This window comes from Shinella zoogloeoides (genome assembly GCF_022682305.1).
GTDB lineage: Bacteria > Pseudomonadota > Alphaproteobacteria > Rhizobiales > Rhizobiaceae > Shinella > Shinella zoogloeoides_B.
The window spans coordinates 2,421,362-2,445,073 of sequence record NZ_CP093528.1; the positions used below are offsets into that span (position 1 = coordinate 2,421,362).

Sequence of the window (23,712 nt, forward strand, 5' to 3'; positions counted from 1 at the left end):
AGGGAGAACATCATGGACACCCAGATGCTGATCGGCTCGCGCTTCGAGGCCGGCACCGAGGCGGAAGAGCACATCCTGAACCCGAAGACCGGCGGCAAGATCGTCGACCTGCCCGAAGCGTCCCACGCGCAGATCGACGCCGCCGTCGACGCCGCCGAAAAGGCCTTCGTCTCCTGGGCGACCACCACGCCCGCCGAACGCTCCGGCTATCTCCTGCGCATCGCCGACGCCATCGAGAAGGACGCCGACGCCTTCGCCGCGCTCGAATCCCTCAACTGCGGCAAGCCGATCAACGCGGCCCGCAACGACGAACTGCCCGCCATCGTCGACTGCTGGCGCTTCTTCGCCGGCGCGATCCGCTCGCTGCATGCGCCCGTCGCTGCCGAATATCTCCCCGGCTTCACCTCCATGGTGCGCCGCGACCCGGTCGGCATCGTCGGCTCCATCGCGCCGTGGAACTATCCGCTGATGATGATGGCCTGGAAGCTCGCACCCGCCATCGCCGGCGGCAACACCGTCGTCTTCAAGCCCTCCGAGCAGACGCCGCTGACGGCGCTGAAGATGGCCAAGCTCCTGGCCGACATCCTGCCGGAAGGCGTCGTCAACATCGTGCTCGGTCGCGGGGAGACGGTCGGCAATGCACTGATCAACCATCCGAAGATCAACATGGTCTCGATCACCGGCGACGTCGCTACCGGCAAGAAGGTGCTGGCCGCCGCCGCCAAGACCGTCAAGCGCACCCATCTGGAACTCGGCGGCAAGGCCCCGGTCGTCGTCTTCGACGACGCCGACCTCGAAGCCGTCGTCTCCGGCATTCGCGCCTTCGGCTACTACAATGCCGGGCAGGACTGCACCGCCGCCTGCCGCATCTACGCGCAGGACGGCATCTACGAGAAGCTGGTCGCGGACCTCTCCGCCGCCGTCTCGACCATCAAGTACAACGACCCGGACGACACCCAGAACGAGATCGGCCCGCTGATCTCCAAGCGCCAGCGCGACCGGGTGGCGAGCTTCGTCGAGCGCGCCGCCGAGGTGAAGCATATCGAAATCACTGCGGGCGGGCGCCCCGGCAGCGACGACGGCTACTTCTTCCAGCCGACAGTCGTCGCCGGCGCGACACAGGACGACGAGATCGTGCGCCGCGAGGTCTTCGGCCCGGTCGTCTCCGTCACCCGCTTCTCCGATGCCGAACAGGCCATCGGCTGGGCGAACGACAGCGACTACGGCCTCGCCTCCTCCGTCTGGACGAAGGATATCGGCAAGGCGATGAAGGCCGCCTCCCGCCTGCAATATGGCTGCACCTGGATCAACACCCACTTCATGCTGACGACCGAAATGCCCCATGGCGGCGTCAAGCAGTCGGGCTACGGCAAGGACATGTCGATCTACGCGCTGGAGGACTACACCGCCGTCCGCCATGTGATGATCAATCACGGGTGATCCTCCCCGCCGCCCTTGTGTGCGGCTACCTGCCGGGGCGTCTCCAGCGCCCCGGATTTTTTGTCTGCACTTTCCCGTTGAAACCGCTTCGCACTTTTCCGGTAACTGCTTTATACCATGTCCAGGAGTATCTGAATGATCTGGGCATTTGCGGTCGCGGCGGCGGCCACTCTCTATCTCGCATTGCGTTTCCGGCAATTCCGAAGCTGGGTCGAACCCGTCCTCACCATCACGGTGGCCATCGGCCTTGCCATCGCGATTCTGCTCTGGTTCGTCGACGAGCGCTCCCCCTCTCCCGAGGCCGGGGACGAGACCGCCCCGGCGCCGGCCCTCACCGAGGAGACCGTCGCGCTTTCGGATATGCAGGCGAGCCTCGGCCAGACACGCACGAGCTACCGCATCACGGGCACCGTCGCCAACAAGGGCGATGTGCCGATGCAGTCCTTCCGCCTCGATGTCGTGCTGTCCGATTGCCCGAATGGCACATGCCGGGAAGCCGGCCGCGACAGCGCGCTGATCGTGCTGCGCGTACTGCCGGGCGATAGCCTGCCCTTCAGCACCTTCGTCGTCTTCCCGGGCATAGACCTCAATCCCGTCGCGACGCCGAAATTCGACTTCGGCGCAAGGGACGTGCGCGCCGCGCGACGCTAGATCAGTCCGTGTCGCCTGCGCCGGCCGTCAGCATACGGTTGACGGTGTCGCCGGAGATGGCCGCTGAGAGTTTCGCAAAGCTGCCGTCCTTGAGGATGGCATCCATCTGCTCGGCGATGGCCGCGTGGGTGACGCGGGCGATCGTCGAGCCGAGCGAGATGCGGCGCACGCCGATATCGGCGAACTGCGGCACCGTGAGCTGGCGCAGCGGCCCGGCGGCAAGCGCGTTGACGGGCTTCGAGACGGAGGCGAGCACGCGCTTCAACTCCTCGACGCCGGGCGGCACCGGGACATAGAGCAGATCCGCCCCGGCCTTTTCGAAGGCCTGAATGCGGCGGATGGCTTCATCCAGATCGTAGACGCCGTTCATCACGCCGTCGGCGCGGGCGCAGAGGATGAAGGGCCGGCCGAGCGAGCGGGCGGCGTCAGCGGCGGCGCGGATGCGCTCGACCGCGAGGTCGAAGGCATAGGCCGGGTTCCCGTCCACCATCTGCGTGTCTTCGATGGAGCAGCCGGAAAGGCCGACTTCGGCCGCAAGGCGGATCGTCTCGGCGACATCGTCGGGCGCATCGGCAAAGCCGTTCTCGAAATCGCCCGAGACGGGAAGCGGCGTGGCGCGCACGATGTCCTCGGCGTGTTTCAGCGATTCCTCGCGCGTCACCCGGCCCATATCGGGCCGGCCGAGCGTGAAGGCGAAGCCGGCGGAGGTGGTGGCGAGCGCGGCGGCTCCGGCCGACGCCATCATGCGGGCAGACCCCATGTCCCACGGATTGGGGATGACGAAGCAGCCCGACTGGTGCAGGTCATGGAACCGTTGATGGCGTTCGGCAAGGTTCATCAGGCGCGCACCCTTTCGGCTTTCGGATCGTACATCGGCACGAGCGAGGCTTCCGCCTTCACCCGCACGCCGGCGATCTCGATCTCGTATTGCGAGGCGAGGATATCCGCCTCGCTCTCGCCTTCCGAGGGAACGTAGCCCATGCCGATGGCCCCGCCAAGGGCATGGCCATAGTTGCCCGAGGTGACGGTGGAGACGATTTTCCCGTCGCGGACCAGCGCCTCGTTGTGGAAGAGCAGCGGTTCGGGATCGGTGAGGCGGAACTGCACCATGCGGCGCTTCAGCCCCTCCTCCTGCTTGCGCAGAACCGCGTCGCGGCCGATGAACTCGCCCTTCTTCGTGCGCACGGCAAAGCCGAGGCCGGCTTCCAGAACGTGGTCCTCGTCGGTGATGTCATGGCCGAAATGGCGGTAGGCCTTTTCGATGCGGCAGCTGTCGAGCGTGTGCAGGCCGCAGAGTTTCAGCCCCACATCGGCCCCGGCCTCTTCCAGCGCCTCGAAGACATGGGCGGTCTGGTCGGTGGAGACGTAGAGTTCCCAGCCGAGTTCGCCGACATAGGTGACGCGGTGGGCGCGGGCGAGGCCCATGCCGATCTCGATCTCGCGAGCCGTCGCGAAGGGATGGTGCGCGTTGGAGAAGTCGTTGGGGCTGACCTTCTGCATGAGGTCCCGTGTCTTCGGCCCCATGACGCAGAGCACGCTTTCGGCCGCCGTGACATCGGTGATGACGACGAACTCGTCGGCAAGGTGCTTGCGCAGCCAGGCGAGGTCGCGCTGGAGCGTCGCGCCGGGCACGACGAGGAAGAAGGCGGTTTCCGAAAGGCGCGTCACCGTCAGGTCGCTCTCGATGCCGCCGCGGGCATTGAGCATCTGGGTATAGACGATCTTGCCGGGGGCGACGTCCATCTGGTTGGCGCAAAGCTTTTGCAGGAAGGCCAGCGCATCGCGACCCTCAACACGGATCTTGCCGAAGGAGGTCATGTCGAAGAGGCCGACGCCGTTGCGGACGGCAAGGTGCTCCTCGCGCTGGTTCTCGAACCAGTTCTGCCGCTTCCACGAATAGCGGTATTCCCGCTCCTGCCCTTCCTTCGCGAACCAGTTGGCGCGCTCCCAGCCGGCTACTTCACCGAACACCGCGCCGCGCGCCTTCAGGTGCTCGTGCAGCGGCGAGCGCCGCACGCCGCGGGCCGTCGCCATCTGGCGATAGGGGAAATGGTCGGCATAGAGCAGGCCGAGCGTTTCGGAGACGCGATCCTTGAGATAGGCGCGGTTCCGCTGGAACGGCTGGGCGCGGCGGATATCGACTTCCCAGAGATCGAAGGGCGGCTCGCCGTCGTTCATCCACTGGGCGAGCGCCATGCCCGCGCCGCCGGAGGAGACGATGCCGATGGAATTGTAGCCGGCGGCGACCCAGTAGCCCTTCAGCTGCGGGGCCTCGCCGAGATAGTAGCGGTCATCGGGCGTGAAGCTCTCCGGGCCGTTGAAGAAGGTGTGGATGCCGGCGGTCTCCAGCATCGGCATGCGGTTGATGGCGTTTTCGAGGATCGGCTGGAAGTGGTCGAAATCCTCCGGCAGCTGGTCGAAGCAGAAGTCTTCCGAAATGCCGTCCATGCCCCAGGGCTTGGCCTTCAGCTCGAAGGCGCCGATCAGCATCTTGCCGGCGTCCTCCTTGTAATAGGTGCACTCGTCCGGCACGCGCAGCACCGGCAGGCGCTGGAGGTTCGGGATCGGCTCGGTGACGATGTAGAAATGCTCGCAGGCATGCAGCGGCAGCGTGACGCCCGACATGTCGGCGAGCGTGCGCCCCCACATGCCGGCGGCATTGACGACATTGTCGGTCTCAATGGTGAAGGTCTCGCCGTTCTGCTCGCAGGCAACGCCCGTCACCCGGCCGTCCTTCGTCAGCACCGACGTCACCTTGACGTTCTCGATGACCCTCGCGCCGTTTTGCCGCGCGCCCTTGGCAAGCGCCATGGCGATGTTGGCGGGGTCGCACTGGCCGTCGAGCGGCAGATGCACGGCGGCCTTCACATCCGCCGTGTTGAGGTGCGGATAAAGCCCCTTCACCTCGTCCACGCTGATCTCGCGCACGTCGATATCGAAGGCGCGGGCGAGCGAGGCCTGGCGGTAGATCTCCTCCTTACGCTCCTCGGTGAGCGCCACGGTCATCGAGCCGCACTGGCGCATGCCGGTGCCGATGCCAGTCTCGGCCTCGAGCTTGACGTAGAGGTCGGCGGAATATTTGGCGAGGCGCGTCATGTTCTGCGAGGCGCGGAGCTGGCCGATGAGGCCGGCGGCGTGCCATGTCGTGCCTGACGTGAGCTGCTTGCGCTCCAGCAGCACCACATCCGTCCAGCCGAGCTTGGCGAGGTGATAGGCGACCGAGCAGCCGGAGACGCCGCCACCGATGATGACGGCTCTCGCCTTGGAGGGAATGGGCTTCGTCATGCGCGCAGTCTTTCATTGTTGGGGTCGAAGAGCGGGCCGTCCGGCTGGACGGTCGCCTTGAAGCGGTCGCCGTAGATTTCCACCTCGACTTCCGTGCCGGGCACGGTAAGGTCGGCGCGCAGCATACCGAGCGCGATGGATTTTCCGGTGCGGTAGCCCCAGTTGCCAGAGGTCGTCTCGCCGACGACCTTGCCGCCGTGCCAGAGCGTCGACATGTAGGGCGCGTCGCATTCGCCGGCTTCCACCGTCAGCGTCACGAAGCGCTTGGTGACGCCCTGCTGCTTCTCGCGCTCTAGCGCCGGCTTGCCCTTGAAGTCGGGCTTGGTCCAGTCGACGAAACGGTCGAGGCCGCCCTGCAGGATCGTGTAGTCGGTCGAAAGGTCGCCCTTCCACGCGCGGTAGCCCTTCTCGATGCGCAAGCTGTCGAGCGCCTCCATGCCGAAAGGCTTCAGGCCATGCGTCTGCCCTGCTGCCCAGACGGCATCGAAGATGGCGGCGGTGTCCTCGATCTTCGTATGGATTTCCCAGCCGAGTTCGCCGGCGAAGGAGACGCGCACGAGCTGGCACCAGCGGCCGGCGATCTGGCAGCTCTGGTGCGTCAGCCAGCCCTTGGAAAGGTCAGCATCGGACACATCGGCGAGGATGGCGCGGGAATTCGGGCCGGAAAGAATCTGGCAGGAGAAGCCGTCCGTCACGTCGTCGATGGTGAAGGCGGCATTGTCAGGCAGATGCTTCGTCAGCCATTCGAAATCGTGCCACTGGGCGGTCGCGGCGGTGATGAGGAAGAAGAAGTCCTCGTCCAGCATCATGACGGACATTTCCGTGACGATGCGGCCCTTGTCGTCGGAGAAATAGGCAAGGCCGATACGGCCGGGCTTCGGCACCTTGCCGGTGATGAGCGAGGAGAGCCACGCCGTCGCGCCCTCACCCTTCACGCGGAAGCGGGAGAAGCCGGGAAGGTCGAGGATGCCGGCGGCCTCGGTGACGGCGCGGCACTCCTCTTCGATACGCGGGCGCCACGGCCCCTCACGGTTCCAGGTCTGGGTGGATTCTTCCGAAAGATCGTCGCCGGGCTTCGCATACCAGTTGGCGCGCTCCCAGCCGTTGTAGGGCTTGAACTGGCCGCCGAGCGCCTTGATGCGGTCGTGGATCGGCGAGAGCTTCCTGTCCCGGCCCGCCGGCCATGCATGCTTGGGGAAGTGCATTGCATATTCGTGGCCGTAGATTTCCATGCCCTTGGCGATGCAATAGTCCTTGTCGGCGGCAAAGCTCGTGTAGCGGCGCGGATCGCAGGACCACATGTCCCACTCCGTCTCGCCTTCCGTGACCCATTCCGCCAGCACCTTGCCGGCCCCGCCCGCCTGACAGATGCCGAAGGTGAAGACGCAGGCCTCGAAGGCATTCGGCACGCCCGGCATCGGGCCGATCAGCGGGTTGCCGTCCGGCGCATAGGGGATGGGGCCGTTGATCATGCGCGACAGGCCGGCCGTTCCGAGGATCGGCACGCGCTCGACGGCGTCGTTGAGATACCATTCGAGGCGGTCAAGATCATCGGGGAAGAGCTGGAAGGAGAAATCGTCCGGCATCGGATCGTCAGGCGTCACCCAATGCGCCTTGCAGTTCCGCTCATAGGGGCCGAGATTCATGCCCGTCTTCTCCTGGCGGAGATAATAGGATGAATCCACGTCGCGCAGGAGCGGCAGCTTGTGCCCGGCCTCCCGCGACCATGCGGCAAGCTCGGGAATTTCCTCGAAGAGGATGTACTGATGGCTCATCACCATCATCGGCACGTCGCGGCCGAACCATTTGCCCACCTCGCGGGCATAGTAGCCGGCGGCGTTGACCACTTTCTCGCAGCGGATTTCGCCCTGCGGCGTGGAGATAACCCACTCCTCCCCCTCGCGCCGCGCGCCGGTGGCGGGACAGAAGCGGAAGATCTTCGCGCCCATGTCGCGCGCGCCCTTGGCAAGCGCCTGCGTGAGCTGCGCGGGGTCGATGTCGCCGTCATTGGGATCGTAAAGCGCGCCGGTGAGGTCGTGCGTTTCGAGGAACGGATACCTGCCGCGCATCTCGTCGGGCGTCAGGATGTCGAGGTCCATGCCCTGATAGCGGCCCATGCCGACGACGCGCTTGAACTCCTGCAACCGTTCCTTCGAATGGCCGAGGCGGATCGAACCGGTGACGTGGTAGTTCATGGGATAGTCGACCAGCTCGCCAAGCTCCCGGTAGAGCGAGGCGGAGTAGCGCTGCATGTTCATGATCGACCAGGAGGAGGAAAAGGTCGGCACGTTGCCGGCGGCATGCCATGTCGAGCCGGCGGTCAGCTCGTTCTTCTCGAGCAGCACGCAATCGGTCCATCCGGCCTTGGCCAGATGATAGAGGGCGGATGCGCCGACAGCGCCTCCACCGATGATGACGACACGGGCATGGCTTGGCAGTGCGGACATTCTTACTCCCCTTCTTCGACGGGGATTTGTGGCAACCAAAGCGCCGGGGGACAAGCGGAGGATTTCGCTTTATTAATCGAGGATGCCGATTAGACTATTGTCAAATATTGAGAAAATACGGCGCGTTCATGCAGATTGCCCTGATTGAGACATTCCTCGACCTGATGGAAACGCGCAATTTCAACCGCACGGCGGAGCGGCTGAACATCACGCAATCGACGGTCACGCATCGCATCAACGCGCTGGAGGCGCTGTTCGCGCGAAAACTCTTTTCGCGCAACAAGGGCGGCACCCAGCCGACGGCTGCGGGCCTGCGCTTCCTCGACCATGCCAAGGCCCTGCAGCACCAATGGCACGAGGCCTCACGCGCGGTGGAAACGGCGGGCGCCTACGAGCGCTCCATGCGCCTCGGCCTGCAACACGACCTTGCCGCCCACTATGCCGGCGACTGGCTGGCGGAGGTGCGCAAGGAACTGCCGGGCACCTCGATCTATCTGGAGGTCGACTATTCCAACCAGATGAACCGAGACCTCGGGGCCGGCGACCTCGACCTTGCCATCCTCTTCACCCCGCACTACCTGCCCGATCTCTATTACGAGCGTATCGGCGAGGTGCGCTACGAGATGGTGAGCAACCGGGTGAGCCGCATCGAGGAAGTGAGGCCGGAAGACTATATCCAGGCAGTCTATTCCCCCGCCTTCGACCGGCTGCACCGGCAGGCCTATCCCGGCCTTTCCACCGCCCCCATCGCCAGCGGCGAGACGACCGCAATCCTCGCGCTGATGCAGAAACTCGGCGGCTCGGCCTTCGTGACGGCAGCGGATGCCGCGCGACTGGCGCAGAGCGGCGCGGCAAAACGCGTGGAAGGTGCGGAACCCATCGCCCAGCCGGTCTACGCAGCGGTCAACGTGCGCACCCGCCACGCCCACCAGCACCGCCGCATCATCGCCGCCCTTCAGGCGCTGCTGGCCGCATCGAATCCTTGAAACCGGCCGGGCCGATGCCTATTAACGGCGAACCCGAATCCGATGAAGGAGTGCTCCATGGCCGCCCGCGACCGCTACTCGCGCAAACTCGAATGCGCCATGTGCGGCAATGCCGGCTATGCGGAAGTCTCCGAGGACGACATGCCGACCCGCGCGCACCCGGATTTCAAGGTGGATTCCCTGCCGCACGGCTTCCTCACCGAACGGCCCTCCAAGTATCCCGACAAGCATATGATCCGCTGCCGCTGCGGCCATGTCTTCAAGTTCCAGCAGAAGACGGTGTATGCCGAAGGCGGCGAGCCGCGCCGGTAAGGCCTATCCCCGACCGACGAGCGGCATCGTCGTCGCCATCACCGTCATGGTGAGAACGTTGGCGTCGAGCGGCAGGCTGGCCATGTAGACCACCGCATCGGCAACATGGCTGACCGACATGGTCGGTTCCGGGGCGATCTCGCCATTGGCCTGCAAAACGCCACCATTCATCTTCGCCGTCATATCCGTCGCCGCGTTGCCGATATCGATCTGGCCGCAGGCGATGTCGTATTTGCGCCCGTCGAGCGCCGTCGACTTGGTAAGGCCGGTAATGGCGTGTTTCGTCGCGGTATAGGGTGCGGAGTTGGGACGCGGCGTCGTCGCGGAAATCGAGCCGTTGTTGATGATGCGCCCGCCGCGCGGGGTCTGGTCCTTCATGATGCGGAAGGCCTGCTGGGTGCAGAGGAACGCGCCGGTAAGGTTCGCCGCTAGGATGCTCGACCACTCCTCGAAGGGAATGTCCTCCAGCAGCGCCGGCGAGACATTGGAGCCGGCATTGTTGACGAGCACGTCGAGGCGGCCGAACTGCCGCTTCACCTCGGCGAAGGCCGCAGAAACCTGCGCCGGATCACCCACATCGCAGGCGATGCCCCGGACAGGATTGCTCGTCTCGGCTGAAATCTCGGCCGCCGCCTTTTCCAGGACGGCAAGCCGTCGCCCGGTGATGACGACGCCATAGCCTTCCGCGCTGAGGCCGCGGGCGACCGCAAGCCCGATGCCCGTTCCCCCGCCGGTCACCAGTGCGATCTTGCCTTTGCCGGTCCTGCCCCAGTCCGTCATGTCAGGTTCCTCCCAGAATCGATGCGATAGGCCCTGACAGGACCTATCGCGCCACGCCGGCAAAGTCACCCGCAAGACAGGAATAGACCGCCCGAAGCCAGGGTACGCGGCTTCGGGCGGCGGCTCCATGATCATGACATGTCGTTGACGCTAACGCAGTACAAACCCGCGCCACAAGCTTATGATCAGGAATGCAGAAGGGTGAGTTCACGGCGCTCGTTCATCGCCGCAAGCTCCTGCTGGACATGAATTTTCCGGGCATCGGCCATCGCGATTGTCAAGGTCTCGGTGATCACGCGAAGGCTGTCGTCAGACACCAGCGGCGAAGCCCCCCGGATCTCCGCCGAATGCAGCTTGCAAAGCGCGCTGGCCAAAAGCCGCGCGTATTCTTCTGGTTTGCGACCCATGTTCCCCACCATTTTTGATTATACTCACATAAAACCACAAAATGCGGCATAATGCCACACATTTCTCACATGAACGCCGAAAAATATGAGCCTCTCCCCGGCAAAAAGCCGGAGAGGAATGCCGGAAAACCGGGCTGTTCAAGGAAAATGCAAGCGCTGCCGATAGTTAGCCGGCTGCGACCGGAAACACGATCTCCGCCTGGAAGCCATCGGCCTGCCCGGGCACGGGAGAAGTGAGGACGAGGCTCGCCCGCATCTGCGCCAGCAAGCGGTCGGCGATGGAAAGGCCAAGGCCCGAACCGGGCGCAGCCGTCCGCCCACGCGAGAAGCGCTTGCGCACCGCCGCCAGCTCCGCCTCGCTCATGGGCGACGCCGCATTGCGGATGGTGAGGTTGCCCGCAGGCGTGAGCACGATGTCCACCGGCTCGCCCGCCTGCCCGTGCAGAAGCGCGTTCTCGACCAGGTTGCGCAGCACGATGGCGAAGGCATCCGCGGTGCCTTCGCGCAGCGACGGACCGGCAAGCGCGTTGCGGAGGCGGATGCGCCCGGCATCGTCGGAGGCGCGCTGGAAATCGGTCACCACCACGCCGACGACATCGGCAAGGTCGAAGGTGGTTTCGGTCACGCCGATGCCCGCCTCGGCGCGGGCGAGCTGAAGCAGCTTTTCCGTCAGCCGGGTCAATTTCTGCAGGGAGGCCTCGACCTGCTGGGCGCGGGCGCGCACCGGCGCCTCCTTCAATTCGGCCAGCAGGAGCTGGGTCTGCGCCAGCGCGCCAGCAATCGGCGTGCGCAGCTCGTGGGCGCTGTTGGAGGTGAACTCCCGCTCGGCGGCGAGCACGGCGCGCAGGCGCGCGAGCAGCAGGTTGACCGAGCGCAGGATCGGCCGCAGCTCCAGCGGCAGGCCTGCCGCATCGATGGCGGCAAGGTTGCCGCCGTCCTTCTCGCCGATCGCCGCGCGCAGCGTCTCGACCGGCGCAAGGACACGGCGCACGACGAACCAGACCGCCGCGATGGTGACCGGCACGATGAGCAAGACCGGCAGCAGCAGGGCGAGCGAGCCTTCCACCGTCGCCTCCCGGCGCTCGGCGGCGGAATCCTTCACCTGCACGAAGATCTCGCCGTCCTCCGTCGCGGCCGTATAGATGCGGCCGGTCGCGCTCTGCCAGAAGCCCACCTTCAGCGGCGCGTCGAAGGGGGCGGCAACCGCCGTATGCGAGTGCAGCAGCACCCGGCCCGTCGCATCGCGCACCTGATAGGTCAGGTATTCCTCTTCGGAGGGCGCCCGGATGGCTTCGACGCGGCGCGGGGTGGTGAGGTCGCTGCGCCGCAGGAGATCGTCGGCGACGAGCGGCACCAGGCGCTCGGCCGTTTCCTGCAGGGCACTGTCGAAGATCTCGCCGAATTCGTCATGCATGACGAAGGCACCGAAGGCGACCGCGAGCAGCCAGAGCAGCGTGATCGTCGCCGTGATCCACAGCATGAGCTGGCCGGCAAGGCTACGGAACACTCTCATCGGCCGAGCCTGTAGCCGATGCCGCGCAGGGTCTCCACGCAGTCCTTGCCGAGCTTCTTGCGCAGCCGGCTGACATAGACCTCCACGGTGTTGCTCTCGATTTCCGAGCCAAAGGCGTAGAGCGCCTCCTCGATCTGCCCCTTGGAGACGATAGCGTCGGGCCGTGCCGCGAGCCGCGCCAGCACCGCCCATTCGCGGCTGGAAAGATCCACGGCCTCGCCCTCGCGCAGCACCCGCCGGTCGGCGAGCTGGATGGTCAGCGGCCCCGCCTCCAGAACGGGAAGCGCTGCGCCCGCATAGCGCCGGGCGACGGCCAGCATGCGCGCGCCGAGTTCACCAAGGTTGAACGGCTTGACGAGATAATCGTCCGCCCCGCTGTTCAGCCCCTCGATCCGATCGGAAATCTGGTCGTGCGCCGTCAGGATGATGATGGGCGTGGCAACGCCCGCCCGGCGCAGCTCCGTCAGCAGCGAAAGACCGCTGCCGTCCGGCAGGCGCAGGTCGAGCAGCACGAGGTCATAGTCCACCGTGCCGGACGCGGCGCGGGCGTCGGTCAACGTCTGCATCCAGTCGACGGCATGGCCGAGACCGGCCACGTAGTCGCGCACGGCCTCGCCCAGTACGGCATCGTCCTCGATCAGCAGAACTCTCAAATGCCCGGCGCTCCCTGTGCCGGCGGCCTGTCCGCCGCCACCCTTCGATCCCGGACAATACATGGGGCTAGGCCCCGTTTCCACCCGTGCCTTTCCCTCAGGAAATCGCACCGAGCCGGCAGGGAGACAGGAGATCGAGCGCCGGATCCCGGACGTTGGTCTGCACGCGCATCATTCCGAGCACGCTATGGAAGAGATTGTCGTGCGACTGCGCCGCCTTCGTCTCGTCGGCGAGGCACGCGGCGGAATAGGCCGCCTTCGCATCCTTGCCGAGCCACAGCACGAAGGGCACGTGGGTCTGTTCGGACGGCGCGATCATGTAGGGCGCGCCGTGCAGGTAGAGGCCGAGTTCGCCGAGAGATTCACCGTGGTCCGACATGTAGAGCATCGACACGTCGAGGCGATCCTGCTGCTTTTCCAGCCGGTCGATGACGCTGGCAAGGATATGGTCGGTATAGGCGATGGTGTTGTCATAGGCGTTGACGATCTCCTCCTTGGTGCAGTCGGAGAACTCGGCGCTGCGGCAATCCGGCTTGAAGCGCCGGTATTCCTCGGGATAGCGCTCGTAATAGGCCGGGCCATGGCTGCCGATCTGGTGCAGCACCAGCACGGTGTCCTTGTCGATCGAACCGATCCGCGCGTCCAGCGCGTCGAGCAGCACCTGGTCGCGGCATTCGCCCTTCGCGCAATAGGCAGGGTTGCCGTCCTTGATCAGCGACCGCGCCGTCACGCGCCTGGCGATCTCCTTGTCGCCGGTGTTGTTGTCCCACCACTCGACATCGACGCCGGCATGGGAAAGCACGTCGAGCAGGTTTTCCGTCGAAAGGCCCTTGCGGTGGGTATATTCGGAGCGGGTATAGACGGAGAACATGCAGGGCAGCGAGACGGCCGTGGCCGTGCCGCAACTCGTCGTGTCGGGGAAGTAGAGGATATCCTTCCCGGCCAGTTCCGGATTGGTGTCGCGCCCGTAGCCGCCGAGCGAGAAATTGTCGGCGCGCGCCGTCTCTCCGGCAACGACGATCATCAGCCGCGGCTTGCGCTCGCCGAGCGGCGCATCCGCCACCCTGGCATCCGCGCCGAGCGGCGCGGCCACCACATTCGCATCCACCGACTGACCGGCGGCGAACTGGACGGCGGTGACGAGCGGCACGAAGGGGTTCAGCGTCTCGAACCAGTCGTGATGCGCCCGCACGGCCGAGGCATAGACGCGGGCATGCGACAGGCCGGCGACGAGCGCGAGGACGAGCGCGGGCGCGATGACGGCGAGATTGCCGCGCACCTTGCCGAGGAACGGACGATGGCGGACCTTCACCCAGAGAAGGAGGAGGCAGGGCAGAAGGCCATAGGCCAGCATGTGCAGCACGAAGCCGGGCGTTATGAGATGGCCGGCCTCGGCGCTGTTCGTCTCTGCCGCGTTGCGGATCATCTCGATATCGATGATGACGCCGAAACGGTCCATGAACCAGGCGCCGGCAGCGCTTGTCAGGATGAGCGTCATGAAGAGCGGCTTCATCACATATTTCAGCGAGACGGCGACACAGAGCGCGACATAGAGGCAGGCGACGCCGATAGCGATGGAAGCGAAGGTGGTCGGCCTTCCCTCCAGATAGCGCCATCCCTTCGACCAGAAGCTCCAGTTGGTGAGGGCGAGAAGATAAAGCGCCGTCAGCACGCTGACGGCGACGCTGCCGAGTTCGGGCCGCCACAGGGAGATACGGCCGGTTCCTTCGCGCATGGAATAGTCCTTTCACGGCATGGGGCGAGGCCGCCACGGCAGCCCGCCATCTTGCCCTTTCCCTGCCGGGGCAAGCTGACAGCCGCCTGAACGAAGCCGCCGCGACGTTCAGCCCAGAGTCAGCTTCGACGTTCATGAAGGATGCGAGAGACGATGAGGTGATGCGTGAAAGTACGGCTTTTCAACCCGGGCGCGCTGTTCGTGACAGCCCTGGTTCTGCTGGTCCTGGCGATCCCCCTCGCCCAGAACCAGTTTGCCAGGGCGCACAACGAGGATCTGCAACGGGCGTTCATGAAGCGGGCCGGCTGACAGCGGCCCACGTCAAAATCCGATTGCATTTCGCAAGCGGATTTGCGACCAATGGACATTCGTCACGGAGGTCGCCATGAAACCGGTTCTCTATGCACATCCCTTTTCAAGCTACTGCCAGAAGGCGCTGACGGCGCTTTACGAGAACGGCACCGATTTCGAATACCGCCTTCTCGATCACACAGACGCCGGGACGCTGGCCGACTTCGAGGCGCGATGGCCGATCAAGCGTTTCCCCATCCTCGTCGACGGCGGCCGCACCATCGTCGAGGCGAGCATCGTCATCGAGTATCTCGGCCTGCACTATCCGGGTCCGGTGAAGCTGATCCCCGACGATCCGGCGGCGGCCATCGAGGTGCGCATGCTCGACCGCTTCTTCGACAACTACATCTCGACGCCGCAGCAGAGGATCGTCTTCAACGCCATCCGGCAGGAGGCGGACCGCGATCCCTGCGGCGTCACGGAGGCGCGCGACATGCTGGAGCGCGCCTATGCCTGGCTCGACCGCCACATGGAAGGCCGGGAATGGGCGGCGAGCGATGCCTTCTCGCTAGCCGACTGCGGCGCAGGCCCGTTCCTCTTCTATGCGGACTGGACGCATGCCATCGATCCGGCCTTCGCCAATGTGCACGCCTATCGCAAGCGCCTGCTCGCCCGCCCCTCCTTCGCCCGCGCGGTCGACGAGGCCCGGCCCTTCCGCAAGTTCTTCCCGCTCGGCGCGCCGGACCGCGACTAACCCTTCGCATCCCCACAACGAAAACCCCGGCATCTCGCGATGCCGGGGTTTTGCGAACAAGCGTAGCGCTTACTTCAGCTTTGCGCTGACGGCTTCGATGCCGGCGCGGGCGCATTCGTCGTCGATGTCGCCGCTCGGCGCACCGCCGACGCCGATGGCGCCGATCGTCTCTTCACCGGCCTTGACCGGAACGCCACCGGCGAGCACCAGCAGGCGGTCGATCGAGACAAGCTCGGCGGCAGCCGGGTTCTTGCCGACGTTTTCGGCGATCTTCTGGGTCGGCGTACGGAAGGAAGCAGCCGTGTAGGCCTTGCGGATGGCGCTGTCGAGCGTATGCGGGCCGGCGCGGTCGGCGCGCAGGACGACGCGGGTGGTGCCGGCGCGGTCGACGACGGCGACCGTCACGTTGAACTTCTTGGCAGCGCAGGCCTTCACGGCGGCGTCGGCAGCTTCGACGGCGATGTCGAGCGGCATGTTGCGCTCGGTCAGGATCTCGGCATTGGCGGCGCCGGCGAGGGTAAGGGCGGCAAAAGCGGTGGCAACGAACGTCTTCATGTTGATCTCCATCTGAGGGCCGCTCGATTTCGTTTGCGGCGACGCCCTTCTTTTCGGAGATTTTCGCTTTCCGCGGTATCGGTGGACGGACGGAGCGGGGTCCGTAGGATTACGGAGCCTGCCCGATCAGGGCGAGGCGCGCGAATTCGGCGACCGAGGTCGTGCCGAGTTTCTGGGCGATATTGGCCCGGTGCGTATCCACGGTGCGGGGCGACAGCTGCAGGCTGTCGGCGATCTCCTTCGTCGACCAGCCGCGCCCGACCATGTCCAGCACCTCGCGCTCGCGATCGGTGAGCTGCGCCACCAGCTTCACCGCCTCGGCCTTCTCCGCATGCACGTCGAGCGCGCCGGAAGCCTGCTGCAGGGCTTCGATCAGCACCTGCTCGTCGATGGGCTTGGTGAGGAAATCGACGACGCCCGCCTTGAAGGCCCGGCGGCAGGCATGCACGTCGCCATGGCCGGTGCAGATGATGGTGGGCCAGTCGCAGCCGATGGCGGCGAGCCTTTCGTGCAGTTGCAGGCCGGTGATGGCCGGCATGCGCAGGTCGAGCAGCAGCACACCCGGCTTCAGTTTCGGCGCACGCGCGAGGAAGGCGGTGGGATCGCCGAAGGTCTCGATGCGGATACCGTAGGTGCCGAGAAGCAGCGACAGGGCGCTGCGCACCCCCTCGTCGTCATCGACCAGATAGACCGGCGCCATCGTCATTCCGCTGCCTCCTCCCGTTCCTGCCTATCCTGTGCCGCCGGCAGGCGCACGGTGAAGACCGCGCCTCCCTTCACCCCGTTACCGGCCGAGATGCTGCCGTCGAAGCGCTCGACGATGCTTTCGCAAAGGCTGAGCCCGAGGCCCATGCCATCGGGCTTACTGGAGAAGAACGGCTCGAAGAGGCGCGGCAGGATATCCGGCGCGATACCCACGCCGTTGTCGGACACGATGATCTCGTAACCCGGCCCTGCCGGCGTCAGCAAGACCCGCACTCGGCCGTCCGCCCTGCCCGCCTGCTCTACGGCATCGGCGGCGTTGCGGATCAGGTTGTGGATGACCTGCTCGATCTCGACGGGATCGATGCGCGCCAGAGCCGGAGCCTCCGGAACGGCTACATCGAGCGCGATGCCGCGCCGGTCGAGGTCGATGCGCGAGAGGGCGACGATATCGGCGACGTGGCGGCCGAGATCGTGCACGCCGGCCTCCAGCGCGCTCTTGCCCACATAGGCGCGCAGGCGCACCAGGATATCGGCGGCGCGCTTGGCCTGCTGCACATTGGCGGCAAGAACGGTGTCGATTGGGGTATCCGTCAGGCCGTTCGCGGCGGCGATGCGCCGTCCCGCCTGGCTCTGGCTGAGCAGTGCCGTCAAGGGCTGGGTGAGTTCATGGGCGATGCCGGAGGCCATCTCGCCCATGCTGTTGATGCGCAGCGCATGGGCAAGCTTCGTCTCGTGCTGGCGCAGCGCCTCGCGCCGGGACGCGGCATCCGCCGCCTCGCGCGCCAAGGCGGCATCCTGCCGGTGCTTCAGGAGCGAGCGCACAAGGACGAGGCCGGCAAGCGAGATGGCGGCAAAGAGCGCGAAAGGCAGCGGCGGCAGGAGTTGCGCCAGCGTGACATGGCGTTGCAGGGAGAGCCGGAGCGGCTGGGTGGCGCTGACGATCGACGCGTCGAAACTGACCGTCCGAGCGAGAAAGCCTTCGGATGCGGGCTGCTTCACACCGGTTTCGAGCAGGAGGCCCTCGGCCGTGGACAAACGCAGCGTCGCCCAGCGCGGCAATTCCTCGCCCTCGACCAGCTTCGCACCGTCGATATCGAGGCTGACGGCCATCGTCTCGTTCATGCGCTTCATCACCCGGTAATGGCCGGGCTTGGCATCCGCACCATAGGCCGCCTTGCCGGGAGTGAGCATGTCCACGGCCCGGGAGACCTGCGCGGGATCGACGGTCGAGCCATCGCCTGATGTCGCCGAACTGACGACATCAGGCGACGTGCCTGACGGAAGACGCACGAGGTCGATGGCGACGATGCGGGGGTAGAAGCGCAGGATCGACTTGGCGACAAGGTCGAAATCCTCCGATGGCTGCGCCTGTGCGAGGCCGAGGGCGCTGAGACCGGTCAGGTGCGCATCGTGCTGGGCGACGCGCTGGGAGATCGCCCGCTGCAAGGCGCGGCCGCTTTCCGACACTTCCTGCTCGAAGGCCTGCCAATGGCTCGTCGCGGAATAGACGCCGAAAGCCGCCAGCAGCAACAGCCAGCCGCCGGCAAGGGCGGCCGAGGAACGGAGAAAGGTCAGGCGTCGATGCATAGGCGGTGCGGCCGGGTCAGGGTTCGGGAGGCGCATCATAGGACGTCCCCCACCCGTTGGCGATCCGCAGCATCACGGATGCGGCAGCACCGGCAGCGAGAGCGGGGCGAGCGCCGCGGCGGAGCGGCCGCGGGGATCGTTCGCCTGGAAATGGCGCACCGCGAAATCCTGCACCGCCTGCAATTCCGCAAGAGCGCCGTCATAATCGACCCGCGTCGGCCGGTCGTTCTCCATGACGCAGGCGCCGTCGACATAGACGGCCGCGACCGCGCGCTCGGCGGCGCAGTGCAGGAGGTTGCGCAGCGGGTCATAGACCGGCTGCATGCCGGGGTGCTTAAGATCGACAACCGAGAAATCCGCCTTCGCACCCTTCGCGATGCGGCCGATATCGCTGCGGCCGAGGGCTTTCGCACCAGCCAGCGTCGCGACGTCGAGAATATCGGCGGTCGAGACGTCGAAGACCGTGCCGGCGGCGATGCGGGCGTTGATCAGCGCCGTGCGCATCTCCTCCAGCATGTTGAAGGGATAACTGTCCGTGCCGAGCGCCACGTTGACCCCGCTGCGCCGGTAGCGGCCGACCGATTGCAGGATCATGCCACTGCGCGCGAAGGTGACGGGGCAATGGGCAACGCTCGTGCCGCTTGCCGCAAGGCGGCCGAGATCGTCCGCCGTGCGCTGGCGCGTCCAGCGGTGACTGTCGATGAAGATGCAATGGCCGAGGATGAGATCCGGGCCGAGGATGCCGAGCTTTTCGAGATACTGCACGGCGGTGAGGCCGTGGCGGCGCAGCAGCTCCTCGTGCTCGGCCATGGTCTGGGCGGCGTGGATGGTGATCGGCACCTTGCGGCTGCGCGCGGCCTCCGCCGCTTCCTGCAGCAGTTCGGGCGAGCAGGTCTCGACCTGCGCCGGGGCGACGATGCCGCCGAGACGGCCGGAGGGATGGGCCTCAGCCGCATCGACAGTTTCGAGCGCACGGGCGAAGGCCTCGCGGCCGCGGGCGGTATCCCAACGGAAATCGAGGCGGTGGCTGTCTTCCACATGCCACTGCGCTTCACGGAAGCCGGGGGCGACATAGGCGCGCGCACCGCTTTCGGCCAGCGTCGGCAACCAGCATTCATGCGGGCCGGCGATATCGACGAAGGTGGTGACGCCGCTGCGCAGGAGGTCGCCGAGCATGACGGTGAGCGCGGCCTTCACCGCGTCGTCGCTGATCTCGATGAGCGTCGAATATTCGTACATCGCCTGCCCCCAGAGGGCGGCGGTTCCCTGGTCCTCGAAAAAACTCTTGGAAATCGGCTCCTCGCCGGAATGGCAATGCACATTGACGAAACCCGGCAGGATCATGCGGTCGTAGCCGGAAATCTCCTGAGTGAACGGCCCCTCGTAACGGCCGCCGACATGCAGGAAGCCGGTTTCGTCGAAGGCGACGTCGGCGTCCTGCATATAAGCGTGGCCGCCGGTCGCCTCGTCATAGGCGACGACAGTGCGGGCATTGCGGATGACGGTGACGTTAGGCATGGGTCGTCCTGAAATGCGCTTCGAGGAAGCGGCTGTAGGCGCCCATCAAGGCGCTGAAGGTGAAATAGACGGCGGCGGCGACGAGATAGCCTTCCAGCACCGCGATGCCCTGCCATTCCGGATCGCGGATGGCGGAGCGGACGGTATCGAGGAAATCGACGAGGCCGACGATGGTGACGAGCGTCGTATCCTGGAAGAAGCCGATGAAGAGGCCGACCATCGGCGGAATGACCTTCTTCAGCGCCTGCGGCAGAACGATCTTGCGCATGATCTGCCAGTAATGCAGGCCGAGCGACTTGCCCGCCTCGTATTGCCCGGCCGGCACGTCCTGCAAGCCGCCACGCACGATCTCGGCGATATAGGCAGAGGCGAAGAGGATGATCGCCACCTGCGCGCGCAACAGCTTGTCGATGGTCGTGCCCTCGGGCATGAAGAGCGGCAGCATGACCGTCGCCATGAAGAGGATGCTGATCAGCGGCACGCCGCGCACGATCTCGATGAAGCCGACCGCAAGCACGCGGATCGCCGGCAGGTTCGAGGCACGCGCGAGCGCCAGCACGATGCCAAGCGGCAGGGCGAGCGTCAGCCCGATGAAGGAGAGCGTGAAGGAGAGCGGCAGGCCGCCCCAGCTCGTCGTCGGCACCGGCGTCAGGCCGAGGACACCGCCGGCCATGAGGATGTAGAGCGCCGGCAGGATGACGACGATCCAGGCGAAGAGCAGCTTGCGGCTCCAGAAGCGCGGCATCATGGAAAAGAGGCAGGCGCCGAAAAGCAGGAGCAGCGCCAGCATCGGCCGCCATTGCTCGTCATAGGGATAGAAGCCGAAGAGCATGTAGCGCAGCTTCTGCGCCACGAAGGGCCAGCAGGCCCCGCTCGCCGCCTTGCACACCGCGCCGTCGCCGGAGAACACGGCATCGACGACCAGCCAGTCGAGGGCGAGCTTCACGATGAAAAGAATGGCGGCGATGGAGGCAAGGCTGATCAGCGTATTGCCGGGCGTGCCGAAATAGGCGGAGAATTTTCCGCCACGCGCGGCGGCGGGGGCTGGCTGCGGCGGGGCGAGGACGAGAGCCTGAACGTCGGTCATATCAACGCTCCTTCAGCGCGACATGCGCGTTGTACCAGTTCATCAGAAGCGAGATGGCGATCGAGAGGGCGAGATAGACGCCCATGAAGATCGCGATCGTTTCCATGGCCTGCCCGGTCTGGTTCATCACGATGTTCGAGACGGTGACGAGGTCCGGGTAGCCGATGGCGATCGCCAGCGAACTGTTCTTGAAGACGGTGAGATAGGTGTTGGTGAGCGGCGGGATGATGATGCGCAGCGCCTGCGGCAGCACAACGAGCCGCATGGTCTTGCCACGCGGCAACCCAAGCGCGGCGGCGGCTTCCCACTGCCCCTTGTTGACGGCCTGGATGCCGGCGCGCACGATTTCCGCGACATTGGCCGAAACGCTGAGCGCGAGGCCGAAGAGCAGCGCCACGAATTCCGGCCGCACATGCAGCCCCCCCGTCAGGCGAAATTTTCCCGCCGTCGGGAAATCCCAGTCGATAGCGACGCCGCCGGCCAGCCAGAGCAGCAGCGCGGGGCCGACAAGCGCGGCGAGCGCGATGAGACCGCCATGGTTCGACTGGCCGGTCGTGACACGCTTCTTCGTCGCCACATTGCGGATGACGAGCGCCGCGACCGCGCCGCCGACGAGGCAGGCGAGAAGCGCAAGCCCTCCGCTTTCGACGAGCGCCGCGGGCACGACAAGGCCGCTGTTGGAGAGATAGACGCCCGGCAACAGGTTCAGCGCCTGCTTGACCGGCGGCAGGGTGAGAATGATCAGCGAATACCAGAGGAAGAGATAGAGCAGCAGCGGCACATTGCGCAGAAGCTCGACATAGACGAGCGCGAGGCGTGCCAGCAGCGGATTGTGCGACATGCGCGCGATGCCGACCGCAAGCCCGAGAACGGTGCCGAAGATCGCCGCGAGCAGCGAGACCTTCACGGTGTTGGCAATGCCGACGAGAATGGCCCGGCCGACCGTATCGGTCGGCTCGAAGGCGATGGCCGCCTCGGTGATGACGAAGCCGGCCGGTCGCGTCAGGAAGTCGAAGCCCGTCGCGATGTTCTGCTTGGCGAGGTTGGCGCTCGCCGTGGAGAAGAGGGTCCAGCCGACAAGGGCCACGAAACCAATCGCCACGATCTGATAGAAATAGGCGCGAAAGCGCATGTCATGCAGGAAAGCCATGAAACCTCGCCACCGATGTCGGGAAAGTGGGGGCACGCGCACCGCCATGCGCGCGCCCCGGAAGACCGCCCTAGGAGGCGATCAACGGATCGGCGGCGAGAAGATCAGGCCACCCTTGTTCCAGAGCGCGTTCGGGCCGCGCGTCAGGCCGAGCTTGGTGCCCTCGCCCACGTTGCGATCGAAGACCTCGCCGTAGTTGCCGACGCTCTTGATGATGTTGTAGCCCCACTTGTTGTCGAGGCCGAGCATCTTGCCGAGTTCCTCGGTGACGCCCAGCATGCGCTGTACGTCCGGGTCCTCGCTCTTCAGCTTCTCGTCGACATTCGCCTGGGTGATGCCCTTTTCCTCGGCAGCCATCAGCAGCCAGACGGACCAGGAAACGATGTCGCCCCAGTTGGAATCGTTCTGGCGGAAGGCCGGCGCGAGCGGCTCCTTGGAGATCGTCTCCGGCAGGACGATGTAGTCGTCCGGGTTGTTGGCGACGGAGCGGATCGAGGCGAGGTCCGAGCGGTCCGAGGTGATCGCCTCGCAGCGGCCGGAATAGAAAGCTGCGCGGTTCTCGTCCGGGCTTTCGAAGACGACCAGCTCGAACTTGCCGTTGATGGCGGCGAAGAAGTCCGAAATGTTCTGCGCCGTCGTGGTGCCCGGCAGGGTGCAGATCGCCGCTTCCGTCAGTTCCTTGGCGCTGGTGACGCCAAGCGATTTCGGCACCATCAGGCCCTGGCCGTCATAGAAGACCGTCGGGCCGAAATCGAGACCGAGCGAGGCATCGCGCGAGAAAGTGTGCGTCGTCTGGCGCGACAGGACGTCGATCTCGCCGGACTGCAGCGCCTGGAAGCGCGTGTTGATGTTGGTCGGAACGAAATCGACCTTCTCGCCATCGCCGAACAGGGCAGCGGCGATCGAGCGGCAGATATCGACGTCGAAGCCCTGCATGCGGCCCTTGTCGTCGGGCGCCGCAAAACCCGGCACCGTCAGCGAAACGCCGCAGATGAGCTTGCCGCGCGCCTTGACGGTTTCCAGCGTGCCGGCGGCCGAGGCCTGGCCGGCGATCGCGAGACCGAGCGCGGCGGCGCAAATCGAAAGAAGTGCCTGTTTCATGCTTCCCCTCCCATGGGTGTTGTTGGACAGGACACCCCACCGCCCTCCAGCAGCCGGCCGCCTTGTCACGATCCATCAGACCGCAATGATTGTGTACAATGCAAAAAATGCATCATCAACACTTTCTGATATAGAATGTGGACAATCCAGCGAAAGCGACCATGTACAATGGTCATGATGCCATGTACGATGGGCATCAACCTTGAATTTGCAGCGCAACAATTGTGTTAGCAACCGCAAAATGAGCCGGCCAAACTAATAAGATGGCCTTAGAAATATATCTTTCGATCAGCGCGGCATACAATCCACGCTCGAAATTGGATACTTTTGGAAATTTCTCCCGGAAGGCGGGGTCAGAGCGCGAATGTTCCGGCCCCGCTTCTGTCATACGCTATCCGCGGCCCGGCGGCGCACCGCCCGCCATGCACTGCCGGATTTCTCCGCAACCGCCCGGCGGCGCCGGGACGCAAGCCCCAATTTCCCGAATTTATCCGGAACAATCGCCGCCCTCGCCGGTTCCCGTATCGTCAAGGACATTCGGGCGTGATCGCAGATGCCGCACCAATCCAAGCTCTTCCCCGACCATCGCCGCCTATCGGGGGAACGTTACACGGTGGAAGTCTTTCGCATGGCCTATGACCTGCCGGAACAGGAGGCCAGGCGCTTGTTCGACAAGTTCGGCCCCTCCAAGCGGGAGCTGGACCTGCTCATGCGCGCGCGCCGCAACCCGGAGCAGTTCCTGAATTTCTGAAGAT

Annotated in this window: 23 protein-coding genes; 7 read left to right on the forward strand and 16 right to left on the reverse strand. The window is 65.4% G+C overall.

Going from position 1 to position 23,712, the window contains the following annotated elements; genetic code table 11:
* The first annotated feature begins 12 nt into the window (after positions 1 to 12).
* Both MOE34_RS12115 and MOE34_RS12120 read left to right on the forward strand, forming a co-directional pair.
* Positions 13 to 1,440: a gamma-aminobutyraldehyde dehydrogenase gene (locus tag MOE34_RS12115; RefSeq protein WP_242217191.1), complete on the forward strand. Its 1,428-nt coding sequence runs from the start codon at positions 13 to 15 to the stop codon at positions 1,438 to 1,440.
* Positions 1,441 to 1,575: 135 nt separating this feature from the next.
* Positions 1,576 to 2,091 (forward strand): hypothetical protein, encoded by a 516-nt coding sequence (locus MOE34_RS12120; RefSeq protein WP_242217193.1) that lies wholly within the window; start codon positions 1,576 to 1,578, stop codon positions 2,089 to 2,091.
* A gap of 1 nt (position 2,092) precedes the next feature.
* Here MOE34_RS12120 and MOE34_RS12125 read toward each other — a convergent pair whose 3' ends face one another.
* Genes MOE34_RS12125 through MOE34_RS12135 form a run of 3 tightly spaced genes read right to left on the reverse strand, consistent with a single transcriptional unit; the run spans position 2,093 to position 7,823 of the window.
* Positions 2,093 to 2,929: an isocitrate lyase/PEP mutase family protein gene (locus MOE34_RS12125; protein ID WP_242217195.1), complete on the reverse strand. Its 837-nt coding sequence runs from the start codon at positions 2,927 to 2,929 to the stop codon at positions 2,093 to 2,095.
* Positions 2,929 to 5,376, reverse strand: coding sequence for a GcvT family protein (locus MOE34_RS12130; protein ID WP_242217197.1), 2,448 nt, complete (start codon positions 5,374 to 5,376; stop codon positions 2,929 to 2,931). The genes MOE34_RS12125 and MOE34_RS12130 overlap by 1 nt, the downstream gene beginning before the upstream one ends.
* Positions 5,373 to 7,823: a GcvT family protein gene (locus MOE34_RS12135; RefSeq protein WP_242217199.1), complete on the reverse strand. Its 2,451-nt coding sequence runs from the start codon at positions 7,821 to 7,823 to the stop codon at positions 5,373 to 5,375. Before MOE34_RS12135 ends, MOE34_RS12130 begins: the two co-directional genes overlap by 4 nt.
* Positions 7,824 to 7,951: 128 nt before the next feature.
* Here MOE34_RS12135 and MOE34_RS12140 point away from each other — a divergent pair, with 128 nt between their 5' ends.
* Together MOE34_RS12140 and MOE34_RS12145 are read left to right on the forward strand one after the other, a co-directional pair.
* A complete protein-coding gene (locus MOE34_RS12140; RefSeq protein WP_242217201.1) occupies positions 7,952 to 8,809 on the forward strand; it encodes a LysR family transcriptional regulator in 858 nt (285 codons plus the stop codon).
* Positions 8,810 to 8,866: 57 nt separating this feature from the next.
* On the forward strand, positions 8,867 to 9,121 hold the full coding sequence (locus tag MOE34_RS12145; RefSeq protein WP_242217203.1) for a hypothetical protein: 255 nt from the start codon (positions 8,867 to 8,869) through the stop codon (positions 9,119 to 9,121).
* A gap of 3 nt (positions 9,122 to 9,124) precedes the next feature.
* On the opposite strand, the gene MOE34_RS12150 is transcribed toward MOE34_RS12145, so the two are convergent.
* The 5 genes from MOE34_RS12150 to MOE34_RS12170 all read right to left on the reverse strand — a co-directional run bounded on the left by MOE34_RS12150 (position 9,125) and on the right by MOE34_RS12170 (position 14,209).
* The gene (locus tag MOE34_RS12150) at positions 9,125 to 9,901 is read right to left on the reverse strand and encodes an SDR family oxidoreductase (protein WP_242217205.1); all 777 of its coding nucleotides are present in this window, start codon (positions 9,899 to 9,901) and stop codon (positions 9,125 to 9,127) included.
* A 185-nt stretch (positions 9,902 to 10,086) separates the two neighbouring features.
* Entirely contained in the window at positions 10,087 to 10,308 is a 222-nt protein-coding gene (locus MOE34_RS12155; RefSeq protein ID WP_242217207.1) for a hypothetical protein, read from the reverse strand.
* Positions 10,309 to 10,474: 166 nt separating this feature from the next.
* Positions 10,475 to 11,821: a sensor histidine kinase gene (locus tag MOE34_RS12160; RefSeq protein WP_242217209.1), complete on the reverse strand. Its 1,347-nt coding sequence runs from the start codon at positions 11,819 to 11,821 to the stop codon at positions 10,475 to 10,477.
* Positions 11,818 to 12,474, reverse strand: coding sequence for a response regulator transcription factor (locus MOE34_RS12165; protein WP_242217212.1), 657 nt, complete (start codon positions 12,472 to 12,474; stop codon positions 11,818 to 11,820). Before MOE34_RS12165 ends, MOE34_RS12160 begins: the two co-directional genes overlap by 4 nt.
* A 97-nt stretch (positions 12,475 to 12,571) precedes the next feature.
* Complete coding sequence (locus MOE34_RS12170) at positions 12,572 to 14,209, reverse strand: phosphoethanolamine transferase (RefSeq protein ID WP_242217214.1); 1,638 nt, start codon at positions 14,207 to 14,209, stop codon at positions 12,572 to 12,574.
* A gap of 165 nt (positions 14,210 to 14,374) precedes the next feature.
* Here MOE34_RS12170 and MOE34_RS12175 point away from each other — a divergent pair, with 165 nt between their 5' ends.
* Both MOE34_RS12175 and MOE34_RS12180 read left to right on the forward strand, forming a co-directional pair.
* On the forward strand, positions 14,375 to 14,518 hold the full coding sequence (locus tag MOE34_RS12175; RefSeq protein ID WP_242217216.1) for a hypothetical protein: 144 nt from the start codon (positions 14,375 to 14,377) through the stop codon (positions 14,516 to 14,518).
* Between the two features lie 76 nt (positions 14,519 to 14,594).
* Positions 14,595 to 15,254, forward strand: coding sequence for a glutathione S-transferase family protein (locus MOE34_RS12180; RefSeq protein WP_242217218.1), 660 nt, complete (start codon positions 14,595 to 14,597; stop codon positions 15,252 to 15,254).
* Between the two features lie 69 nt (positions 15,255 to 15,323).
* Here the strand turns inward: MOE34_RS12180 and MOE34_RS12185 are convergent, their stop codons facing one another.
* From MOE34_RS12185 to MOE34_RS12220, 8 genes are all read right to left on the reverse strand, one after another.
* Positions 15,324 to 15,809, reverse strand: coding sequence for a GlcG/HbpS family heme-binding protein (locus MOE34_RS12185; protein WP_242217220.1), 486 nt, complete (start codon positions 15,807 to 15,809; stop codon positions 15,324 to 15,326).
* 109 nt (positions 15,810 to 15,918) lie between these two features.
* Positions 15,919 to 16,515, reverse strand: coding sequence for a response regulator transcription factor (locus tag MOE34_RS12190; protein WP_242217222.1), 597 nt, complete (start codon positions 16,513 to 16,515; stop codon positions 15,919 to 15,921).
* The gene (locus MOE34_RS12195; protein WP_242217224.1) at positions 16,512 to 18,101 is read right to left on the reverse strand and encodes a sensor histidine kinase; all 1,590 of its coding nucleotides are present in this window, start codon (positions 18,099 to 18,101) and stop codon (positions 16,512 to 16,514) included. Before MOE34_RS12195 ends, MOE34_RS12190 begins: the two co-directional genes overlap by 4 nt.
* Positions 18,102 to 18,173: 72 nt before the next feature.
* On the reverse strand, positions 18,174 to 19,619 hold the full coding sequence (locus tag MOE34_RS12200) for an amidohydrolase family protein (RefSeq protein ID WP_242217226.1): 1,446 nt from the start codon (positions 19,617 to 19,619) through the stop codon (positions 18,174 to 18,176).
* Positions 19,612 to 20,706 carry an amino acid ABC transporter permease gene (locus MOE34_RS12205; RefSeq protein WP_242217228.1) on the reverse strand — a complete coding sequence of 365 codons (1,095 nt, stop codon included), beginning with the start codon at positions 20,704 to 20,706 and terminating at the stop codon, positions 19,612 to 19,614. Before MOE34_RS12205 ends, MOE34_RS12200 begins: the two co-directional genes overlap by 8 nt.
* Position 20,707: 1 nt before the next feature.
* Entirely contained in the window at positions 20,708 to 21,856 is a 1,149-nt protein-coding gene (locus MOE34_RS12210; RefSeq protein ID WP_242217229.1) for an amino acid ABC transporter permease, read from the reverse strand.
* Positions 21,857 to 21,937: 81 nt separating this feature from the next.
* A complete protein-coding gene (locus tag MOE34_RS12215; protein WP_242217231.1) occupies positions 21,938 to 22,957 on the reverse strand; it encodes an amino acid ABC transporter substrate-binding protein in 1,020 nt (339 codons plus the stop codon).
* Between the two features lie 196 nt (positions 22,958 to 23,153).
* Positions 23,154 to 23,345: a hypothetical protein gene (locus MOE34_RS12220; RefSeq protein WP_242217233.1), complete on the reverse strand. Its 192-nt coding sequence runs from the start codon at positions 23,343 to 23,345 to the stop codon at positions 23,154 to 23,156.
* A 165-nt stretch (positions 23,346 to 23,510) separates the two neighbouring features.
* Here MOE34_RS12220 and MOE34_RS25595 point away from each other — a divergent pair, with 165 nt between their 5' ends.
* Entirely contained in the window at positions 23,511 to 23,708 is a 198-nt protein-coding gene (locus MOE34_RS25595) for a hypothetical protein (protein WP_431522377.1), read from the forward strand.
* Positions 23,709 to 23,712: the final 4 nt, after the last annotated feature.